Annotated in this window: 17 protein-coding genes; 8 read left to right on the top strand and 9 right to left on the bottom strand. The window is 64.7% G+C overall.

Annotated elements, in window-relative coordinates:
• Nucleotides 1–17: 17 nt before the first annotated feature.
• Nucleotides 18–533, bottom strand: a complete 516-nt coding sequence (locus tag KUW17_RS10500; RefSeq protein ID WP_222478793.1) for a GNAT family N-acetyltransferase — start codon at nt 531–533, stop codon at nt 18–20.
• A gap of 216 nt (nt 534–749) precedes the next feature.
• Between KUW17_RS10500 and KUW17_RS10495 the strand changes: the two genes are divergently transcribed.
• Nucleotides 750–1,166, top strand: coding sequence for a VOC family protein (locus KUW17_RS10495; RefSeq protein ID WP_222478791.1), 417 nt, complete (start codon nt 750–752; stop codon nt 1,164–1,166).
• Nucleotides 1,167–1,310: 144 nt separating this feature from the next.
• Nucleotides 1,311–1,880 carry a carboxymuconolactone decarboxylase family protein gene (locus tag KUW17_RS10490; RefSeq protein WP_222478789.1) on the top strand — a complete coding sequence of 190 codons (570 nt, stop codon included), beginning with the start codon at nt 1,311–1,313 and terminating at the stop codon, nt 1,878–1,880.
• Between the two features lie 135 nt (nt 1,881–2,015).
• On the opposite strand, the gene KUW17_RS10485 is transcribed toward KUW17_RS10490, so the two are convergent.
• The 7 genes from KUW17_RS10485 to KUW17_RS10455 all read right to left on the bottom strand — a co-directional run bounded on the left by KUW17_RS10485 (nt 2,016) and on the right by KUW17_RS10455 (nt 12,285).
• Entirely contained in the window at nt 2,016–4,523 is a 2,508-nt protein-coding gene (locus tag KUW17_RS10485; protein WP_222478787.1) for an FAD-dependent oxidoreductase, read from the bottom strand.
• 257 nt (nt 4,524–4,780) lie between these two features.
• A complete protein-coding gene (locus KUW17_RS10480) occupies nt 4,781–5,035 on the bottom strand; it encodes a hypothetical protein (protein ID WP_222478785.1) in 255 nt (84 codons plus the stop codon).
• Between the two features lie 133 nt (nt 5,036–5,168).
• Nucleotides 5,169–6,449 (bottom strand): hypothetical protein, encoded by a 1,281-nt coding sequence (locus KUW17_RS10475; protein ID WP_222478783.1) that lies wholly within the window; start codon nt 6,447–6,449, stop codon nt 5,169–5,171.
• Nucleotides 6,450–6,955: 506 nt separating this feature from the next.
• Nucleotides 6,956–8,359 carry an FAD-binding oxidoreductase gene (locus KUW17_RS10470; RefSeq protein ID WP_222478781.1) on the bottom strand — a complete coding sequence of 468 codons (1,404 nt, stop codon included), beginning with the start codon at nt 8,357–8,359 and terminating at the stop codon, nt 6,956–6,958.
• Between the two features lie 121 nt (nt 8,360–8,480).
• Nucleotides 8,481–10,259 (bottom strand): gamma-glutamyltransferase, encoded by a 1,779-nt coding sequence (gene ggt, locus KUW17_RS10465; RefSeq protein WP_222478779.1) that lies wholly within the window; start codon nt 10,257–10,259, stop codon nt 8,481–8,483.
• Nucleotides 10,260–10,341: 82 nt separating this feature from the next.
• Nucleotides 10,342–11,250 carry a hypothetical protein gene (locus tag KUW17_RS10460; protein WP_222478777.1) on the bottom strand — a complete coding sequence of 303 codons (909 nt, stop codon included), beginning with the start codon at nt 11,248–11,250 and terminating at the stop codon, nt 10,342–10,344.
• A gap of 48 nt (nt 11,251–11,298) precedes the next feature.
• Nucleotides 11,299–12,285, bottom strand: a complete 987-nt coding sequence (locus KUW17_RS10455) for a 2-hydroxyacid dehydrogenase (protein WP_222478775.1) — start codon at nt 12,283–12,285, stop codon at nt 11,299–11,301.
• A gap of 217 nt (nt 12,286–12,502) precedes the next feature.
• Between KUW17_RS10455 and KUW17_RS10450 the strand changes: the two genes are divergently transcribed.
• Entirely contained in the window at nt 12,503–13,000 is a 498-nt protein-coding gene (locus KUW17_RS10450) for an SH3 domain-containing protein (RefSeq protein WP_222479715.1), read from the top strand.
• Nucleotides 13,001–13,321: 321 nt separating this feature from the next.
• Nucleotides 13,322–15,535, top strand: coding sequence for an NADP-dependent isocitrate dehydrogenase (locus KUW17_RS10445; protein WP_222478773.1), 2,214 nt, complete (start codon nt 13,322–13,324; stop codon nt 15,533–15,535).
• An 83-nt stretch (nt 15,536–15,618) separates the two neighbouring features.
• Here the strand turns inward: KUW17_RS10445 and KUW17_RS10440 are convergent, their stop codons facing one another.
• Nucleotides 15,619–17,511, bottom strand: a complete 1,893-nt coding sequence (locus KUW17_RS10440) for a methyl-accepting chemotaxis protein (protein WP_222478771.1) — start codon at nt 17,509–17,511, stop codon at nt 15,619–15,621.
• A 393-nt stretch (nt 17,512–17,904) separates the two neighbouring features.
• On the opposite strand from KUW17_RS10440, the gene KUW17_RS10435 reads away from it, so the two are divergent.
• From KUW17_RS10435 to KUW17_RS10420, 4 genes are all read left to right on the top strand, one after another.
• A complete protein-coding gene (locus KUW17_RS10435; protein WP_222478769.1) occupies nt 17,905–18,705 on the top strand; it encodes a transporter substrate-binding domain-containing protein in 801 nt (266 codons plus the stop codon).
• A 73-nt stretch (nt 18,706–18,778) separates the two neighbouring features.
• Nucleotides 18,779–19,441 (top strand): amino acid ABC transporter permease, encoded by a 663-nt coding sequence (locus KUW17_RS10430; protein WP_222478767.1) that lies wholly within the window; start codon nt 18,779–18,781, stop codon nt 19,439–19,441.
• 11 nt (nt 19,442–19,452) lie between these two features.
• On the top strand, nt 19,453–20,115 hold the full coding sequence (locus tag KUW17_RS10425) for an amino acid ABC transporter permease (RefSeq protein WP_222478765.1): 663 nt from the start codon (nt 19,453–19,455) through the stop codon (nt 20,113–20,115).
• Entirely contained in the window at nt 20,112–20,834 is a 723-nt protein-coding gene (locus KUW17_RS10420; RefSeq protein ID WP_222478763.1) for an amino acid ABC transporter ATP-binding protein, read from the top strand. Before KUW17_RS10425 ends, KUW17_RS10420 begins: the two co-directional genes overlap by 4 nt.
• The last annotated feature ends 11 nt before the right edge of the window (nt 20,835–20,845 follow it).

Raw genomic sequence — 20,845 nt, 5'->3', positions numbered from 1 at the left:
GGACCGAACTGCCGGGGTCATTCGCTTTCCGTGCCCAGATCAATTGCCATGAGCACCGCATTGTCAGAGTTTCCCGCATCGCGCTTACGGTCATCCGGCTTGAATCCGCAGGACCGGTACAGGGACAAGGCCTCGTGGTGGCGCGGTAACGCGCTCAGCGTCATTGTCCGGAACCCCATGTCCCGGGCGCGCCGCTTCAGCTCTTCGACGAGCGCCCGGCCCGCTCCCAGGCCCCGGGCGCTTGGGCGCACAAACATCCTGTTCATCTCGCAAACGCCCCCGCCCAGATCCTTGAGCATGAGGATACCGATCGGCCGCCCGTCCTGACGCGCCAGCAGGCACTCGCCTTTGGGCGGGGTGAAGTGGATGAGGACCTCGCGGATTTGCTCGTCGAACTTCTGGTGCCTTAGATAGACGTCGATCTCCTTCGCCATCTCCGGGTAGCGCCCGCGCAGCCAATCGGTAAATTCATAGGCCAGCTCATAAACCTCATCTGCCTGCGCCTTGCTGCGGACCGGATCGATATCAAGCATTGGACATCTCCTTCACAACTCCCTGCAGGATACTGCAGCCCCGGCGAATCAGAAACCGGCCCGCAGGCTGGCCATCCGGTTCCATAAGGTTATGCGCACGCCTCTGCGGGTTGCCGCTTTCGAAAGGGCAGCACCGGATGAAGTGAGCAGTTGTTGGCCGTCCGCAATTCAGTAAGCTTGCAGCTATATCCAAACTGCCAAAGTGGAACACGCAGCATGATTGCCTATGTCACCGTCGGTGCTGATGACATTGCGCGCGCGAAACGGTTCTATTCCGCGCTTCTGCCGGCCCTTGGCTACGAGCTGGAGGAAGGGCCGGCGGGGCTGAGTTACGCGCTGCCCGTTGCGCCGGGCCAGTCTCCCGTTCTGCCTGATTTCTACGTCAAGCCAACCTTCGACGGGCGCCCGGCCTCGGCTGGAAACGGGTCTATGGTTGCATTTCAGGCGCGCAATCAAAAACAGGTGCGCGACCTGCACGCCGCCGCCCTTGCCGCAGGCGGCTCTGACGAGGGCCAGCCGGGCTTCCGCGCCTCCTACGGGCCCCGCTTCTATGTCGGCTACCTGCGCGACCCGCAGGGCAACAAGATCGCGCTGTTCTCCAGCGATCCGAACGAACCGGGGCGGGACGGATAGCGCTGCTGCACCCGGCACCTGAATACATTTCACGCCAAACTGGGAACCGGTGCGCAATCTCCGCGCAGGTGTCTGCGGCTTGTTCAGGCTTCCATCAACAGGCAGACTGGGCTGTAGTCCTGGCTGCCCTTTGGAGGTCCGAAGATGAAGCGCTTGTTCCCGTCCCTGCCCGAAGACGCCACGTTAGGCAGTGTCTACCGCGCCTTCCCGGAGAAGCTTGCACCGCTGGCGGAATATACCAACCAAGTGATGCGGGGGAATAGCGATCTCTCCGTTGCAGAGCGGGAATTGATCGGGGCCTATGTTTCGGGGCTGAACGCCTGTGCGTTCTGCCATGGTGCGCACATGATCTTTGCAAGGGCCTATGGGGTGGCGCCGGAAACCATTGACACCCTGATGAAGGATCTGGAAACGGCGCCGGTTGAGTCGAAACTTAAGCCTGTCCTTGCCTATGTCCGCAAGCTCACCCTGACGCCGTCCCGCATGACCGAAGGGGATGCCAATGCGGTTTATGCGGCAGGCTGGAGCGAAAGCGCGCTGTTTGATGCGATCCAGGTCTGCGGGGTCTTCAGCCTGGCAAACCGCTTTGTGGAGGGAACCGGCATCACTGAATACCACATGGACCCCAAGGCCGTGGACGAAGATATGCTGGAGGAGTGCCGCAGCGACACAAGTTACAGTGATTTCGGCCGGGAGAATGGCCTGGACATGTAACCGGCATTGGCTGCCCTCCATGAAAAAAGCCCCGGCGCATCGGCCGGGGCTTTCCTGTCATCCTTCCGGCGGATTTTCTAAAAAATCCGCATTCAGCGCTGACGGGTGTCCACTGGACACCCGTCCGGGCGCGCCTCACCCGTCCTTGCGGATGGTCTCGTTCTTCGGGTCGTAGGGGCTGTCGCAGGTGACGACTGCATCCCACAGCTTGTCCTGGATCTTGACCTTCAGCTTGGTGCCTTCCACCGCCAGCTCGGGCTTAACGTAGCCCATGCCGATGGATTTCTCGAAGGCCACCGAGTAGCCGCCGGAGGTCAGGCGGCCGACGCGGGTGCCGTCTTCGGCATAGAGCGCCTCGCGGCCCCAGGGATCCGCGTCCGCCGGGCCGTCGATCAGCAGGGTGCAGCACTTCACGCGCACGCCGGTCTCTTCCAGCTTGGCCTTGCCGTGGAACTCCTTGCCGAGGTCGACAAAGCGCGGCAGGTCGGCTTCCAGCGGGGTCGCGTCGCGGCCCAGCTCGGTGCCGAAGGCACGGTAGGATTTCTCCTGGCGCAGCCAGTTCTGGGCACGGGCGCCGACCAGCTTCATGCCATGCTTCTCGCCCGCCTTCTCCAGCAGGTCGAACAGGTAGTTCTGCATCTCGATCGGGTGATGCAGTTCCCAGCCCAGTTCACCGGTGTAGGCAACGCGGATCGCATTGACCGGGCACATGCCCAGTTCGATCTGCTTGGCCGACAGCCAGGGGAAGCGCTTGTTCGACAGCGCGGTTTCCGGATCGGCGTCGACGATCACCTCTTTCAGCACATCGCGGGACTTGGGGCCTGCGATGGCGAAAACGCCCCACTGGGTGGTCACGTCCTGGATCTCGATGTAGCCGAACTCTTCCATCTTGTCTTCGGCGGCCTTGCGCAGGAAGTCCGCGTCATACTCGGACCAGGCGCCGGCAGAGACCAGGTAGTAGTTGTTCTCGCCGTTGCGGACGATGGTGTATTCGGTGCGGGTGGTGCCGGCAACGGTCAGCGCGTAGGTCAGGTTGATGCGGCCGACCTTCGGCAGTTTGTTGCAGGTGAACCAGTCCAGGAACTGGGTGGCGCCGGGGCCTTTGACGACATGCTTGGTAAAGGCCGTTGCGTCGATCAGGCCAACGCCTTCACGCACGGCTTTCGCCTCTTCCACGGCATACTGCCACCAGCCGCCGCGGCGGAAGGAGCGGGCGTCGTGGTCGAAGTTCGCCGGCGCGTCCAGCGGGCCGAAGTAGTTCGGGCGTTCCCAGCCGTTGACCCAGCCGAACTGTGCGCCGCGGGCCTTCTGGCGGTCGTAGGCCGGTGCGGTGCGCAGCGGGCGGCAGGCTTCGCGCTCTTCGTCCGGGTGGTGCAGGATGTAGACGTGCTCATAGCACTCTTCGTTCTTGCGGGCCGCGAACTCGGTGGTCATCCAGTTGGAGGAGTAGCGTTTCGGGTCGAGCGACGCCATGTCGATCTCGGCCTCGCCGTCCACCATCATCTGCGCCAGGTAGTAGCCGGTGCCGCCAGCGGCAGTGATGCCGAAGGAGAAGCCTTCTGCCAGCCACATGTTGCGCAGGCCCGGTGCCGGGCCGACCAGCGGGTTGCCGTCGGGGGTGTAGCAGATCGGGCCGTTGAAGTCGTCCTTGAGGCCGCTTTCGGCACAGGACGGCACGCGCTCAGCCATCGCCATGTACTGCTCGGCGATCCGGTCCAGATCCAGCGGGAACAGGTCGGCGCGGAAGCTGTCCGGCACGCCGTGCTCGAACTGTGCGGGCGCGCCGCGCTCGTAGATGCCCAGGATCCAGCCGCCGCGCTCTTCGCGGGCATAGGATTCGTTGTCGGCGTCGCGCACAACCGGGTGCTCGGGGTTGCCGGCTTCACGCCATTTGACCAGCTCGGGGTCCTTGTCCATGACGATGAAGGTGTGCTCCACCGGGATCGCCGGCATCTTGATGCCCAGCATCTTGGCGGTGCGCTGCGCGTGGTTGCCGGATGCGGTCACGACGTGCTCGGCGGTGATCACCACCTGCTCGTCGGAGGGCACCAGGTTGCCGCCTTTTTCGACCATCTTGGTGCAGGTGACTTCCCAGTGGGTGCCGTTCCAGTGGAACGCGTCGGCCTGCATCTTGCGGACGATCTCGACGCCGCGCTGACGGGCGCCCTTGGCCATCGCCTGGGTCACGTCTGCCGGGTTAATGTAGCCGTCCTCGGTGTGGTAGATCGCACCCTTCAGGTCGCCGGTCTCGATCAGCGGCCAGCGCTCCTTGATCTGCTCCGGGGTCAGCCACTCATAAGCCACGTCGCAGGTCTCCGCGGTGGAGGCATAGAGCATATATTCGTCCATGCGCTCCTGGGTCTGCGCCATGCGCAGGTTGCCCACCACGGCGAAACCTGCGTTCAGGCCGGTTTCCTCTTCCAGGGTCTTGTAGAAATCGACCGAGTACTTGTGGATGTGGGTGGTCGCATAGGACATGTTGAACAGCGGCAAGAGGCCGGCCGCGTGCCAGGTCGAGCCGGAGGTCAGCTCGTCACGCTCGATCAGCATGACGTCTTCCCAGCCGGCTTTGGCCAGGTGATAGGCAATCGAGGTGCCGACGGCGCCGCCGCCAACAACAAGTGCTTTGACTTGGGTTTTCATTCTCCCGCTCTCCAGCTTAATGAGATTCTTGGCAGTGGTTATGCCCGCGCATTGAAATCCGCGCAAAATCAGGCCGACGCAAAAACATCCAAAACCGACCTTGCGCGCCACAGCATACCGGATTCTGCGGGCCGCAGTGCCGGAAATGGCGTTTTTCTGCACAAGCAAAAGGGGGCCGCGGCCCCCTGCTGGTCTTCATTCTGCCGGTTGGCAAAATTATCAGATGCCTGCGCCAGGCGCGCGGCTGGTGCCGGTCTCTATTGATCCTGAGGCGCCGCGGCGCCACCCAGGGCTGCCAGCTTGTCCCAGGTGCCGGTGCTGTCCCCGGCCTGTGCAGCGCGCTCTTTGGCGGCGCGGGCGCGGGCAAAACGCTCCTGAACGATTGTGCCGTAATCGGTGGCGCTGAGATCGCCCCAGTTCAGCCCCGCGTCGCGCGTCTGGAAGTAGTAATCCGCACCGATCACCGCCTGGGTGCTGAACACCAGGATGCCCATCGCTTTCTTCAGTCCCATTTCTGCCCTCCGGTTCCGGTCTGCTGGTTTCGGCTTGGGTTTAGTCACGCACAGGAATGCGGCGTTTTTCCGGCAGAAAAGCGAAGAGAGGCGCAGGCGGGGTCAAAGCTGCCGCCTGGCCTCCCTGCCAGGATCAGTCGCAAGTCAGCGTGGTGCCGCGCCGGATGCAGCCGCTGGCCTGGCTGCTGTCACCCGCCAGCCCCTTGCTGACCGTGACCTGCGAGGTAGTTCCGGTGTCCTGCGGCGCCGGGGCCGGGCCGGCCGCCTGACTGCTGCCGCCCTTGAAGACGCCGAGCAGCGTACTGGTCAGCCCCGCAAGCTTGCCCAGGCCGCCGCGCGCAGAATCTTCGCCGTCTGCGCCTTCATCGGCTAAAGTCTGCTCTGCCTGCTGGAAGGCGGCACCGCCCTTGGCGGCCCCGGCTTCGGCCATGAGCTGGGTCAGGCGCTCGCGGAAGACGGTTTCGAGCGTCGCCGCGACATCCGGAACCCCGCCGCCGGTCACATCCATGTGGCCCACGGTGCCCGTCAGCGCCCCGGCAACCAGCTTGCCGGGGTCGATGTCCTCCATCTTGAGCTGCGCTGCCCGGGATTCAATCCTGCGCATCTCACCGCGCAGCCTGGTGATCGCTTCGGCCAGGTCCAGTTCGGCAGCAGACGGCACAGTCACGTCATTCCCAACTGTGGGAACCGGCTGCAGCAGCAGGCTGTTCAGCCCGTCGTAGTCGATGGCAGAAAGCACCGTCCGAATGGTGTGATCAGAGGCGTCGGCCCAGACCTGAATCGTGGCCCGTTCGCCAAGCCCGACGATCCCCTTGAAATCACGCAGCTTGCGGCCGTCCTTGCGGAAGCCCCCATCGCTGCCAAAGGCAACCCCGCCGATCACCGCATAGGGATCTTCAGGCAGGGTCATGCTGCTCATCGAAGATGCGACCATCCCTTGCAGGGTGTTCGGGTTCAGCTTGCCGCGCAGCCGGACGCTGACGACAACCACTTCTCCATCCTTGCTGTAGCCCCAGCTGTAAGGATGCTGATCGTTGGCCCAGTTCTGCTGGCGGGCGCTGTCCAGCGCTTGGTCCAGCTCTGCCAGCGGATCGGCCCCGTCCTCCGGCTTTGCCATTTCCGCGGTGAACATGCCCGGCCGGTCAGGCAGGCTGAAGCGTTCCATTCCGGCAGGCGCTTCGGGCAGATAAGGCTTGCCGCCCAGCTGCCAGCGGCGTCGGCGGTCCTGTTCCAGTTCCGCCTCGCGGCGTTCCGCCTTGAAACCCAGATAGCGGTCATTGATTGTGGCCGCGTAGCCCGACACGCCCAGTTCTGCGAAGCCAATCCCCGCCCGGCGGGCTTGCTGCTCATAGTCGACACCGAGAAAAACCAGCCCGCAGACAGCTGCAAAGCCTGCCAATTGCTTGACGCTCATAATGCCCTCATTGAAAAGTTTTCAAACCATTACCGCCCGGCTAAGGGCTGTTTCTGGCGGGATTGCGGCGCAGACGCGAAAAAACGGAGCCTGAACCCGGTCAGGTTGAACCTGCCAGGCTGCTGTTGGTGCCGGTGCTGCTGTTTGCCTGTTTCCTGGATGCTGTCTGCCAGCGGATAGGAGTGGCGGCGCCGCCAAGGGGCGGAGGCGGGACGGGAGAGGTTCTCCCGCACGCTGAACGTTGTCTCTGCGTGCCCTTGCCACAGGGCCCTGTTCCTGGGTGCCGGGGGTGTCAGGCCCGGCGGTGACCGCGATCAGGGAAGAGTGTGCCCTTGGCAGTTTAAGATCACGTGAGGCCAGCGTGCGCAGGGTGCGCAACACCCCGAGCGCTGCATTGTGCCGCTGCGCCGCGAGTATTTTTGCAGAGAAGATGAGACAGGCTGCGCTTCATCTTTGCCCCAACACTCAAGTCCCGCTGTCAGCCCGGAGCGGCGGCGGCGCGCCTCTCACATCTCGACGATCTTGCCCGGGTTCAGGATGTTCTCCGGGTCCAGCGCGGCCTTGATGGCGGCCATGTAGCGGGTCGCCTCGCCCAGTTCCTGCTGCAGGTAGGGACGCTTGCCCTGGCCGATGCCGTGCTCGCCGGTGCAAGTGCCATCCATCTCGATCGCCATCTCGTTTAGCCAGCCGATGTATTCGTCCGCCTTCTGCCGCTCCGTGCCGCTGTCCATGTCAATCAGCAGCAGAGCGTGGAAATTTCCGTCGCCCACATGGCCGACCATCGGCGCCAGCAGTCCCATGCTTTCGGCCTTTTCCCGCGCAGCGCCGACGCATTCCGCCAGCCGCGAAATCGGCACGCAGACATCGGTGGAGATCCCCTTGGCGCCGGGGCGCAGCTGCAGGCAGGCCCAGTACATGTCGTGGCGCGCCTGCCAGAGCTTGCTGCGTTCTTCCGGCGTGGAGGTCGCCGCGATGTCGAAGCCGCCGAATTCCTCCGCGATGGAAGCAAACATGTCCGACTGCTCCACCACGCCTGCCTCGGACCCGTGGAATTCCAGCAGCAGAAGCGGCGTTTCCGGCAGGTCGAGGCCGGAATAGGCGTTGGCGGCGCGCACGCTCATCTCGTCCAGCAGCTCAATGCGGGCAACGGGAATGCCGTACTGGATGGTCATCATCACCGCGCGGCAGGCCTCATCCACGGTGCGGAAGGAGCAGCGGGCAGAGCGGATCGCCTCCGGAATGCCCTGCAGTTTCAGGGTGAGTTCGGTGATCAGGCCCAATGTGCCCTCGCTGCCGACCAGAAGGCGTGTGAGGTCGTAGCCGGCGGAGGATTTCTTGGCACGCTGCGCGGTGCGGATCACGCCGCCGTCGGCCATCACCGCCTCAAGCGCCAGCACGTTGTCCTTCATGGTGCCGTAGCGCACCGCATTGGTGCCCGAGGCCCGCGTCGCCGCCATGCCGCCGAGCGAGGCATTGGCGCCGGGGTCGATGGGAAAAAACAGCCCCTGATCGCGCAGGTAGGTGTTGAGCTGCTCGCGGGTGACACCGGGCTGCACCACCACGTCGAGATCCTCGGCATTGACTGCCAGGATCTGGTCCATCCGCATCATGTCCACGCAGATACCGCCGGCGGGGGCGTTCACATGCCCCTCCAGCGAGGTGCCTGTGCCGAAGGGAATGACCGGCACGCCGTGTTCAGCGCAGACCTTGACGATGTCCGCGACCTCTTCGGTGGAGGTTGGAAAGACCACCGCATCCGGCGCCTGGTTGGTGATCCAGGTGGTGGTGTGGCCGTGCTGCTCGCAGATTGCTTGGCCGGTCTGCAGCCGGTCTCCGAACTGCTGCGAAAGCGCCTCGATGGCGGCGGCGATCCCGGCTTCGTTGCGCGGCAGTGATGTGGCTTGGACCATGGCGGCCTCCCCTGGCGGCGGGGCGCGGCGCCCCGGAACAATTCACCTGTTAACCTACGCATGGGGTTTGCGGGCAAGCAATACCCACTACCCGGTAGGCCCCGTGCTGCCCGGCCTGCCCTTAACCGCCCAGTGCAATTCCCTCGCGCCGCGGATCCGCTGCGCCTTTCAGCCCGTCACCGATCTCAATCGCATGCAAGCCGGAGGTCAGGTCGCGGGCATTGACCTCATACCCCATCATCGTCAGCGCCTCTGACAGCTCCTCTGCGCTGGTGCCTGCCTCAACATCATAGGTGCCGAAGCGGTTGACCAGATGCGGCAGCGCCAGCGCCTCTTGGATGTCCATGCCCCAGTCAGCCCAGGCAATGATCGACTTGGCCACATAGCCGATGATGCGGCTGCCGCCGGGGGAGCCGATGGCCAGCACCGGCTTGCCGTCCTTCAGCACAATCGTCGGCGCCATCGATGAGCGCGGCCGCTTGCCCGGTTCCAGCCGGTTGGCAATGGGCACCCCGTCCGCGTGGGTGCGGAAGGAAAAATCCGTCAGTTCGTTGTTCAACAGGAACCCGCCCGCCATCAGCCGCGCGCCAAAGGCGTTCTCGATGGTCGTGGTCATCGACAGGACGTTGCCGTACTGGTCCACAATCGAGATATGCGAAGTCGAGGGCAGCTCAATCGACTCGTCATCCGCCAGCAGGGCATGGTCGAACTCGGGCGAACCCGGTGCCACCTCGGGCAGCGCATCATCGCCCTTCAAGAGTTCCGCCCGGGCGGCCAGGTAATCCGCCGCCACCAGACCATGAGTGGGCACCGGCACATAGTCGCTGTCGGCCATGTAGCGGCCCCGGTCGGCAAAGGCGAGGCGCGAAGCGTCACCGATCAGCCGCCAGGCCTCGGCGCTGTCAGAACCCAGTTCCGCCAGATCATAGCCCTGCAGCATCCCCAGGATCTGCCCCACGGTCAGCGCGCCGGAGGACGGCGGCCCCATGCCGCAGGCCTCGAAATCGCGGTAAGCCACGCAAACAGCCGGGCGTTCCTTGACCTGATACAGCGCCAGATCGGTGGCGGAGAGCACGCCGGGGTTGCCCTCGGCTGTGGTCACGGCGCGGACGATCTCTGCCGCGACGGGGCCGGAATAGAACGCCCCCGCCCCGCCCTCAGCCAGCGCCCGCAGCGTGGCGGCATAGTCCGGGTTCAGCAGGGTTGCGCCTTCTGCGATGGGTTCCCCTTCCGGCAAGAAGTAGGCGGCTGTGGCCGGAAAGCGGGCCAGCCGCTCGGCGTCACCCGCCACCAGCGCGGCCAGCCGCGGAGAAACGGCAAAGCCCTGCTCCGCGAGTTTGATCGCGGGTTCAAACAGCGACGGCCAGTTGGCGCGGCCCCAGCGGCGGTGGACCTCTTCCAGCAGCGCTGGCGTGCCGGGAGTGCCGACGGAACGGCCGCCAACCACAGCATCGAAAAATTTCAGCGGTTCGCCGTTTTCATCCTGAAACAGGGTGGGCGTGGCCGCCAGCGGCGCGGTTTCGCGCCCGTCCAGCGTGGTCAGATCGCCGCTGGCGGCGTCATACCAGACCAGAAACGCACCGCCGCCAAGGCCCGAGGATTGCGGCTCGACCAGCCCCAGCACGGTTTGCACCGCGACCATTGCATCCGCCGCTGTGCCGCCTGCCCGCAGCACCGCCGCTCCGGCCTCCACCGCATGCGGGTTGGCGGCTGCCACCATCCAATTCTCAGCCTCGACCGCGTTGCCGGCAGCCTTGGCCTCCAGTGCGGCGGCCACCTCGGGGGAAATCGCCTCAAATGTGCCGGCTGTTGCTGCCTCGGGCGCGACCGCATCAGCGGCCTCCTGCGCCAGCGCGCTGCTGCCTGCCAGAAGACCAAGGATGAGTGCTGAATACCGCATGTGCCGTCCTTTCCTCATGTGTCGCCGCTCAGCCTAGACTAAGCGGAGCGGCGGCACACGGGAAAACAGCGGCAGCGCGGGATCAGTCAACCGCAGGGACCGCCCCCAGCCAGCGGCCGAATTCCGGCAGGCGCGGGGCAAAGCGGCGGCTGCGCTCGGCAGCGCCCTGCGCGCCGAAGGTGATGCGCAGGCCGACTCCGATGACCAGATCGGAAACCTCGTTCGCTGCGCCCGAACTACTGCCCTCGCGCACCTGAACCCAGTCGGCGCCGCCATAGAGCGACGCCTGATGGCCGCCGGCGATGGCGAAGCCGCGCTCAATCTCCAGCCCCAGGGCCAGCAGGTCCACATCGTCCGGGCCGCTGCCGGAATCGGTGTCCTGGTCGCCGCCGGCATAGGCAGCCCGCGCGCTGATCCAGGTGTGGTCCCGCAGCGCATAGCCTGCGCCCAGCGCCAGAAAGCTGGCGTCTGACAGTGTTTCCGGATTCTCTGCCTCGGAATCCAGGCGGCCGATCTGGCCGCTGAGGGTCAGGTTGCCGTTATGCCAGGCGCCTTCCAGGCCGTAGGCGCTGTAGTCTGCGTCCTGGTCGCTGTCATCCGGATTGAAGGCCACGTCACCGGTTGCGGCAAAACCGCCAAAGTAATGGCGTTCAGCGGCCAGGCCCATTTGCAGCGACAGCTGGCTGCTGCCGTCATAGGTGTCATCGCTGTCCTCGCCCTGCACCATGGTTTCGGCCCGGCCTTCGTCATGCAGCAGACTCAGTTGCAGCCGGAACGGGCCGCTGCCCTGCAGCGCCATCCGGGCGCTGATGCGCGCCATGGAGTAATCCTCGATCTCCTCCAGCGGGCCGCCGGAGCTGTTCAGGGCGCTGCCACTGCGGCTGTTGCGGGACAGGGAAAGGTCGAGCTCGGCCGCAGCCTGCCAGTCCTGCGCGGCAGCGGGCAGTGCTCCCAGCACGCACAGGAGGGCGGGAATCAGGGAATTGCGCATGTCTATTGTCTTCTTGCATTGAGGAACGGCGGTTTCCCGCCGATAGCCTCAAAGCATTGACGGCACAACCTGATCCGGCGGCCGGTGGCCATCTTCGAAGGTTTTGATGTTCAAAAGCACCTTTTCGCCCATCTCGATCCGGCCCTCGATCGTGGCCGAGCCCATGTGCGGCAACAGCACCACATTGGGCAGCTCGCGCAGGCGCGGGTTGATGTCGGTGCCGTGCTCATAGACGTCGAGTCCGGCGCCTGCGATCTCGCCCGCGCGCAGCATCCGGGTCAGCGCCATCTCGTCGATCACTTCGCCACGGGAGGTGTTCACGATCACCGCCGAGGGCTTCATCAGCTTCAGCCGCCGGGCGTTCATCAGGTGGAAGGTAGAGGGCGTCGAGGGGCAGTTCACCGAGATCACGTCCATCCGCGCCACCATCTGATCAAGGCTTTCCCAGTAGGTGGCCTCCAGTTTCTCCTCGACCTCAGGGCGCAGGCGGCGGCGGTTGTGGTAATGGATCTGCATGCCAAAGGCAGCGGCGCGCTTGGCCACCGCCTGGCCGATCCGGCCCATACCGAGGATGCCGAGCCGCCGCCCGGCAATCCGCCCGCCCAGGAACGCGGTCGGCGCCCAGCCCTGCCAGTCGCCCTTCTGCATCACCGCCAGCCCCTCGGGCATCCGGCGCACCACCGCCATGATCAGCGCCATGGCCATATCGGCGGTGTCATCGGTCAGCACGCCGGGGGTATTGGACACCAGGATGCCGCGCTGGCGGGCGGTCGCCACGTCGATGTGGTCAACGCCTGCGCCGTAGTTGGCGATCAGCTTCAGTCGGTCGCCGGCCTGGCCCAGCAGGCCCGCGTCGATGGTATCTGTCACCGTCGGCACCAGCACGTCGGCATCCTTTACCGCTGCCGCCAGCTCGCTCCGGGTCATCGGTGTGTCATCCTCGCGCAGGCGCACATCGAACAGCTCGCTCAGCCGGGTTTCCACAGGTTCCGGCAACCGTCGCGTAACGACAACACTCAGTCGGTCTCTTGGCACTTGTGCTCTCCCTTGGGCTTTTCATTCCGCACGCCTCCATGGCATCGTGGCGCAGGATGCGCAGAGGCACAAGAACCCAACCGCATTCCCTTGCCTGCCGGCCTGAAATTTTCCCGGCGCGGCGGGGATATAACAAGACGGGCAGAAGACCGGAACAAAAGGCTGGGCGCAACCCGGCTGGGCAAGAAGAGGCGAGCAGGCAGTGAGAAACGCGGCGTTGGCAATCCGCCATCTGGCAGCGGCAGCAGCAGTTGTGGTGCTGACCGGCACCTTCTGCGCGGCCGAATCCCGCGGCCCCGTCACCAACCTCCCCCTGCCCCGCTATGTTTCGATGAAGGCCGCCACCGGCAATGTGCGCCGCGGCCCGTCGCTCAGCCACAAGATCGACTGGGTGTTCAAGCGCCGCGGCATGCCGCTGGAGATCACCGCCGAATACGGCCACTGGCGCCGGGTGCAGGACCGCGACGGCGCCGGCGGCTGGGTGCATTATGCGCTGCTCTCGGGCGTACGCACCGTGCTGGTGGAAGAGGACATGCTGACCGTTCACGCCCGCCCGGACACCCGCGCGCCTGTGACTGCCGCCTTTGAACTGGGCGTGGTGGCCCGGCTTGGCGAATGCGAGGCTAGCTGGTGCGAAATCTCGGCCGGCGGCTACAGCGGCTGGGCGCCGAAGAAAAAGCTCTGGGGCGTCGCCCCGGACGAGCTGCGCGAGTAACCCCCTCCCGTTTTCATCTTTCCCGAAATACTCCGGGGTGAATTGGGCCGGCGGCCCAAGAGGGGCAGCGCCCTCTTAAATTCGAACCTGTGGGGCAGCGCCCCTTTCTCCGTTGCGGCAATCCGCGCGGGGGTACGGATGCGCCAAACCATTGCGCCCGCAGCAATCGTGTTCTACATGGGGGCCACACCCATGGCTGCCCAGGCCGGACCCGCCCGTTTTCCGGGCGCAGCCGCGGCAGCACCGGACTACCCGAACCCGGCGCGGCCTGTCCGCGCTGTCGCCCTATAAGCCTCCGAGATCGCTGAAAGGTTGTGGAACATGGCAGAAAATCAAACCCCGGACATATTGTATACCATTGTAGACGAAGCGCCCGAACTGGCCTCGGCATCCTTCCTGCCGATCATCCGCAAGTTCGCCGCCGCCGCCGGTGTCACTGTCGGCACCAAGGACATCTCGCTGGCCGGCCGCATCATCGCTGCCTTCCCGGAGAACCTGACCGAGGCACAGCACCAGAGCGATGACTTGGCCGAGCTGGGCCAGCTGGTGAAGACCCCGGACGCCAACGTGATCAAGCTGCCGAACATCTCCGCCTCGGTGCCGCAGCTGACCGCCGCCATCAAGGAACTGCAGGGCCAGGGCTACGACATCCCGGACTACCCGGAAGAACCCAAGACCGACGCCGAAAAAGAAGCGCGTGCGCGCTATGATGCGATCAAGGGCTCCGCGGTGAACCCGGTCCTGCGCGAAGGCAACTCCGACCGCCGTGCCGCCAAGGCGGTAAAGAACTTTGCCCAGAAGAACCCGCATTCGATGGGTGAATGGTCGGCCGACAGCAAGACCAAAGTGTCCTCGATGCCCGGCAACGATTTCTACGCCAACGAGAAATCCGCAACCATCACCGCCGCCCAGGCCGGTGCCGCGCGGATCGAGTTCGTGGCCAAAGACGGCGCCGTCACCGTGCTCAAGGACGGCTGGCCGCTGGAAGAAGGCACCGTGGCCGACGCCACTTTCATGTCGGTGAAGGCGCTGTCGTCCTTCCTGGCTGACGCCATTGCCGACACCAAGGCGGACGGCACCATGTTCTCGCTGCACATGAAGGCCACCATGATGAAGGTCTCCGACCCGATCATCTTCGGCCACGCCGTGAAGGCTTGGCTGGCCCCGGTGTTCGAGAAATATGGCGCCGAGCTGGAGGCGCTGGGGGTGAACCCGAACTCCGGAATGGGCGACCTGCTGGAACGCGTCAAAGGCAATGCGGAAATCACCTCCGCCATCGAAGCTGTACGCGCTGAGCGCCCGGACATGTACATGGTGGACAGCGACAAGGGCATCACCAACCTGCATGTGCCTTCTGACGTGATCATCGACGCCTCGATGCCCGCGGTGATCCGCGCCGGCGGCAAGGGCTGGGATCAGGACGGCAACAAGGGCGACACCAACTGCGTGATCCCGGACCGCTGCTATTCCACCGTCTATGACGAGACCATCAATTTCTTCAAAGCCAACGGCGCGCTGGACGTGACCACCGCAGGCGCGGTCGCCAACGTCGGCCTGATGGCGCAGAAGGCAGAGGAATACGGCTCCCACCCGACCACCTTTGAAGCACCCGCAGACGGCACCATCCGCATCGTGTTGGCAAACGGCGATACGCTGCATTCGCATGACGTGGAAACCGGCGACATCTGGCGCGCCTGCACCGTCAAGAAGGCGCCAATCGAGAACTGGATTCTATTGGCGATGGACCGTCAGCGGCTGACCGGCTCCGAGGCGATCTTCTGGCTGGACGCAAACCGCGCCCATGACGCAGAGCTGATCAAATACGTGAAGCCTGCGCTGGAGAAGGCCGGCGTTGCCGGCAAATTCCAGATCATGGCGCCGCGCGAAGCCACCCGCCAGTCGCTGGAGACCATCACCGCAGGCAAGGACAGCATCGCCATCACCGGCAACGTGCTGCGCGACTACCTGACCGACCTGTTCCCGATCCTGGAGCTGGGCACCTCGGCCAAGATGCTGTCGATCGTCAAGCTGATGCAGGGCGGCGGCCTGTTTGAAACCGGCGCCGGCGGCTCTGCTCCCAAGCACGTGCAGCAGCTGGTCGAGGAAAACCACCTGCGCTGGGATTCGATGGGTGAATTCTGCGCCCTTGGCGAGTCGCTGAACTTCCTGGCGGATGTGAAGAGCAACGCCAAGGCCGGCGTGCTGGGCCGCGCGGCTGAGGACGCAACCCAGGGCATTCTCGACCACAATCGCTCGCCCTCGCGCAAGGTCGGCCAGCCCGACAACCGCGACAGCCACTACTGGTTTGCCCGCTACTGGGCAGAGGCGCTGGCTGCGCAAACCGAAGACGCCGCGCTGGCGGCGCATTTCGCCCCCATCGCCGAAGAGCTGGGCGCCAAGGAAGAGCAGATCCTGTCCGAGCTGGCAGCCGCGCAGGGTGCGCCTGCCGACATCGGCGGCTACTACCGCCCGAGCGTGGAGCTGAAAGCCAAGGTGATGCGTCCCAGCGCGACGCTGAACGCCATCATCGGCTGATCCCAGCAGACAGCCTGAAACGGGAAACGCCCGGGGATTTCTCCCCGGGCGTTTTTTGTTGCTGCTGCGGTTGAGCGGGCGGATCAGAAGTCCTGCCACAGATCCCGTGCCGCATTGCCATCCGATGGAGCCACGGCGGCGGGCTGGGGGGCAGGCTGCACGTTCCAGTCATCGCTGCCATGGGCGGTCGGCATTGGCGCGGGGACGCTGGCGGCCCTTGCCGGGGCTGCCGCGTGGCCGCCGCCCGGGATCTTGAAGTGGGCGACCAGGTCGCTCAGCTTGGAGGCGTCGGTCTTCAGCATGTGGCCGGCTGCGGTGGCCTCTTCCACCATCGCCGCGTTCTGCTGCGTCACCTGATCCAGCTGGGTGACGCCGGTGTTAATCTCGTTGAGGCCGGTCGACTGCTCCGCGGCGCCTTCCGCGATGCCGGAAACCAGCTGCGAGATATGGGTGACCTGACTGACGATGCTTTGCAGCGCATCGCCGGCCTTGCCCACCAGATCGACGCCGCGGGCCACTTGTCCGGAGCTGTCGGAGATCAGCGTCTTGATCTCCATCGCCGCATCGGAGGAGCGCTGCGCCAGTGCCCGCACCTCGGAAGCCACCACCGCAAAGCCGCGCCCGGCCTCGCCTGCACGGGCGGCCTCGACACCTGCGTTCAGCGCCAGCAGGTTGGTCTGGAAGGCAATGTCGTCGATCACGCTGATGATCTGGCTGATCTGGTTCGAGGACTGTTCGATCTCTGTCATTGCAGCCACTGCGCTTTGCACCACTTCGCCGCTGCTGCGGGCCTCTTGCTTGGCTTCTTCCATGGTGGCCTCGACGCTGCGGGCGCCGTCGGCGGCGGATTTCACGCTGGCGGTCAGCTCATCCAGCGCCGCGGCGGTCTGTTCCAGCGTCGCGGCCTGGCTTTCGGTGCGGTGCGACAGGTCGTCGGAGGCCTGGCTGATCTCGGCGGCGCCGTTGCGAATGCTGCCGGCAGCGGCGATCACCTGCTCCACCGTGGCGCTGAGGTTCTGCGCGGTGGTGTTGAAGTCCCGGCGCAGCTGCTCGTAATCCTCGGGGAAGGTCTCATTGATCTGAGCGGTCAAGTCGCCTTGCGACAGCGCCGACAGCTTGCTGCTGAGCGAAGCCACCACCTTGCTGCGCTTCTCGTTCAGGGCCTGCTCGGCCTCTTCCATCTGCTGCTGGCGGATCAGCGCCTGGCGGAACACGTCAAGGCTGCGGGCGATCTCACCCAGTTCGCTGCGCGACTCCGACGACGGAATTTCGCTGTCGGTGTCGCCCTCTGCCATTTGCTGCATGCGGATCTTGAGCCCGTTCAGCGGGCCGGTGACGCCCCGGGTGATGAAGAAGGCGGCAATGCACAGCAGCAGAAGGCTGCCGCCGAAGACCACCAGCGCCTGATTGCGCATCCGCGCCACGTCGGCCTCGATGTCGGAGACATAGGCGCCGGTGCCAACGATCCAGCCCCAGGGCTTGTAGGCCTGCACATAGCCGATCTTGGCTTCGACAACATCGGAGTCCGGCTTCTTGAAGTAGTAGGTCAGCTCCCCCGCCCCTTTCGTGGCGGCGATCTTCTCCAGTTCCTGGAACACCTTGATGCCGGTTACATCCTCGTAACCGCCCTGATTGGTGCCGTTCCAGGCAGGCACCGTGGGGTGCGCTTGCACCACCAGGTCGTGGTCGAAGACGAAGACATACCCGGATTCACCAAACCGCAGCGCGGTCAGGCGTTCGCGGCCGATATCGCGGGCCTCTTCCACAGTGAAGCGGCCGGTCTTGACGCCTTCCTCTAGATCCTTCAGCAGGCTGACGGCCGCATCGGTGACGTTGTGCAGCTCCGAATAACGCATTTCATAGGCGTTCTTGACGGAGTGGGACAGCATCAGGAAGGTCAGCCCGGCAGTCAGGCTGAGCGCAAGCGCGGCAAGTGCGTAGATTCGCACCGGCAGTCGGTAGAGGAAGGCAGGCATATTTATTGGGTCCTTTGATTACGGGCCATCGTTCCCCCTTGCCTAAGGCGCTCTTCCTAAGATTTTCCTAGCCGGCCCTGAAACGGGCAATCCGCAGAGCCGCCGAACGCTGCCAGCCACGTGCTCAGAAGCCGCCGGAATCCATTATTTCCAAGGCATTACGCGCGAAATCCTGGAGGCCGGCAGAGGTCCAAAATGCCGCAGGAATATCCGTATGCGACGCCCGCAGCCCGATTCGCGTCACCGCCAATTTGCCGCAGAGGCCGCGGCACAGCCACTGTCACCGCAAGCGCCCTGAACTGAACGGGATTTTCCGGTCTCAATGTTTTTGTGGATTATGTATCCAATATCCTGTATCTGATTCTCCACAACAAATACCGACAGGAGGATCTCATGTTCAAATCGCTGGCCGCGGCTGCGGCGCTTGCCCTGGTGCCGCTGGCACCTGCCCTTGCGGATACGCTGGATGATGTGGTGGACCGCGGCACCCTGCGCTGCGGCGTGGTGCTGGATTTCCCGCCGATCGGCTACCGCGATGCCAACAACGAGCCCGCGGGTTTTGACGTCGATTACTGCAACGACCTGGCGGAAGCGCTAGAAGTCGATGCCGAGATCCTGCCGGTCACCTGGGCCGAGCGCCTGCCTGCCATCGTGACGGGCCGCGCCGATGTGGTGTTCGGCGCCACCTCCGACAGCCTGGCGCGGGCGCGCACCGTCGGCTTCACCATTCCTTACGCGATCTATTTCGCCCAGGGCGTCGTGAACACCGAAAGCGGCATCGAAAGCTTCGAGGACATCAAGGGCAAGCGGGTGGCCGGCGCCATCGGCACCGTGCCGGAGCAGGAATGGCTGAAAATCGCCGCCGAATGGGGCGAAGAGGGCAACTACCAGGGCTATCAGTCCGAGAACGAGGTGTTCCTGGCGGTGGCGCAGGGTAAGGCGGACATCGGCCTGACAACCAATACCGCGGTACTGCCGGTCACCCAGCAGTATGAGACCCTGGCGGCCGGCCCGCGGATGCCCTGGACCACCGATTACACCTCGGTCGTGGGCAAGCGCGAAGATGTCACCTGGATCAACTTCCTGAACCTGTTCGTCACCCACCAGGTGCGTTCGGGCCGCTATGCGGAACTGTGGGGCAAATACGTCGGCGGCGACGCGCCTGAACTGCGCATCCCCGGCGTGCTGTACTGACCCAACGGTGAAACCCGCCCCTGCCTGCCGCGCTCTCCCGGCGGCTGGCAGGGGCCAGGGAGCATAACCCCACATGTTCGACTATAATTTTCACTGGCGGCCGGTGATGAAAAGCCTGCCGGACCTGCTGGAGGCGGCCTCCCTGACGCTGCAGGTAGCGGTGCTGGCGATGGTGCTTGGCATCGTGATCGGCCTCTGCCTGGCGCTGGCGCGGCTGCATCTGAAGGGGCCGGTCTACTGGTTCGCCACCGCCTGGGTGGAGCTGGCCCGCAACACGCCTGCGCTGTTCCAGCTGTTCTTCTTCGGCTTCGGCCTCGGCGCCTTCGGCCTGCATCTGTCGCCATATCTGATCGTGCTGGCGGGGCTGACCTTCAACTGCGCAGGCTACCTGGCGGAGAACTTCCGAGGCGGCTTCAAGGCGGTGCCAGAGACCCAGATCCGCGCGTCCCGCAGCGTTGGCATGACGCCCTGGCAAGCCTACAGCCGCGTGGTGATCCCGCAGGTGTTCCGCATCGTCTATCACCCGATCACCAACCAGATGGTCTGGGCCGTGCTGATGTCCTCGCTGGGGATGCTGGTGGGGTTCCGCGAACTGTCGGGCGAAACGCAGTTCTTCGCCTCCCGCACCTTCCGCATCTTTGAATATTTCGCGGTCACGGCGGTGATCTACTACGCAATCGTCAAGGTGATCCTGCTCAGCTCGCGGCTGATGGCCGCCCGGCTGTTCCGGTACTGAAGGGGCACTTTATGGAACCGACACTTAAGTTTTTCAGCGGCTTTGCGCCTAATGACCTCTGGTTCATGGGCGAGGCGGCGCTGCGCACGCTGTGGATTTCCGTCCTGTCGATCTCGCTTGGCACGGTGCTGGGCGCCCTTTTCGGCTGGATGCTGTACGAGGGCCGGCGCGCAGCCACCCTGACGCTGGCGCCGGTGCTGGACGTGTTCCGCTCCGTGCCGCTGATCATCCAGTTGGTGCTGTTTTACAACTTCGCCCCGATCGTCGGGCTGAACCTGGATCCCTTTGCCTCCGGCACCGTGATCCTGACCGTCTATACCGCGGCGCTGGTGGCCAATGTGGCCCGTGGCGGCATAGAAGCCGTAGGCGCCCCGATGCGCCGCGCCGCACGCAGCCTCGGGCTTAGCTACTGGCAGGATCTGCGCCATGTGGTGCTGCCGATCGGCGGGCGGGCGGTGTTCCCCTCCTGGGTCGGCGTTGCGCTGGGGGTGATGAAGGACAGCGCGCTGGTCTCGGTGCTTGGCTATGTCGAGCTGCTGAAGGCCAGCCAGATCCTGATCACCCGCACCCAGGAACCTTTCTTGATCCTGGCCCTGGCCGGCGCCTTCTATTTCGCGCTGTCCTATCCGGTCTCCCGCTACGCCACACATCTCGAAAACAGGTGGGCCCAATGATTTCCATCCGCGACCTTCACAAGTATTTCGGCGCTCTGCACGTTCTGAAAGGCATCGACCTGGATGTGCAGAAGGGCGAGGTGCTCTCTGTCATCGGCGCCTCCGGCTCCGGCAAGTCGACGCTGCTTTACTGCATCAACGGGCTGGAGACGATCCAGGACGGCGCTGTCACCGTCGATGGCACCGATGTGCATGCCAAGGGCACCGACATCAACAAGCTGCGCCAGAAGCTGGGCATGGTTTTCCAGCAGTGGAATTCCTTCCCGCATCTGACGGCGCTGGAAAACGTGGCGCTGGCGCCGCGCATCGTCAAAGGCAAGTCCAAGGCCGAGGCCCGCGAAATTGCCGCCAAACAGCTGCAGCATGTGGGGCTGGGCGAGAAGCTGAATGTCTACCCCGGCGCCCTGTCCGGCGGCCAGCAGCAGCGGCTGGCGATTGCCCGCGCGCTGGCGATGGAGCCGGAGTACATGCTGTTTGACGAGGCGACCTCCGCCCTGGACCCGGAACTGGTGGGCGAGGTGCTGGATACCATGCGCCTGCTCGCCGACGAGGGCATGACGATGATCTGCGTCACCCATGAGATGGGCTTTGCCCGTGATGTCTCCGACCGGGTGGCCTTCTTCCATCAGGGCGTGATGGAGGAGATCGGCCCGCCCGCGCAGATCTTCGGCGACGCCCAGTCCGAACACACCCGCAAATTCCTCGCCAACGTGCGCTGACCCCTTCCCCC

Origin of the sequence: Leisingera aquaemixtae, from assembly GCF_019801145.1 — a bacterium.
GTDB classification, from domain to species: domain Bacteria; phylum Pseudomonadota; class Alphaproteobacteria; order Rhodobacterales; family Rhodobacteraceae; genus Leisingera; species Leisingera aquaemixtae_A.
The sequence above is the reverse complement of the archived record's forward strand: the minus strand, read 5'-3'. Positions and strand labels throughout refer to the sequence as shown.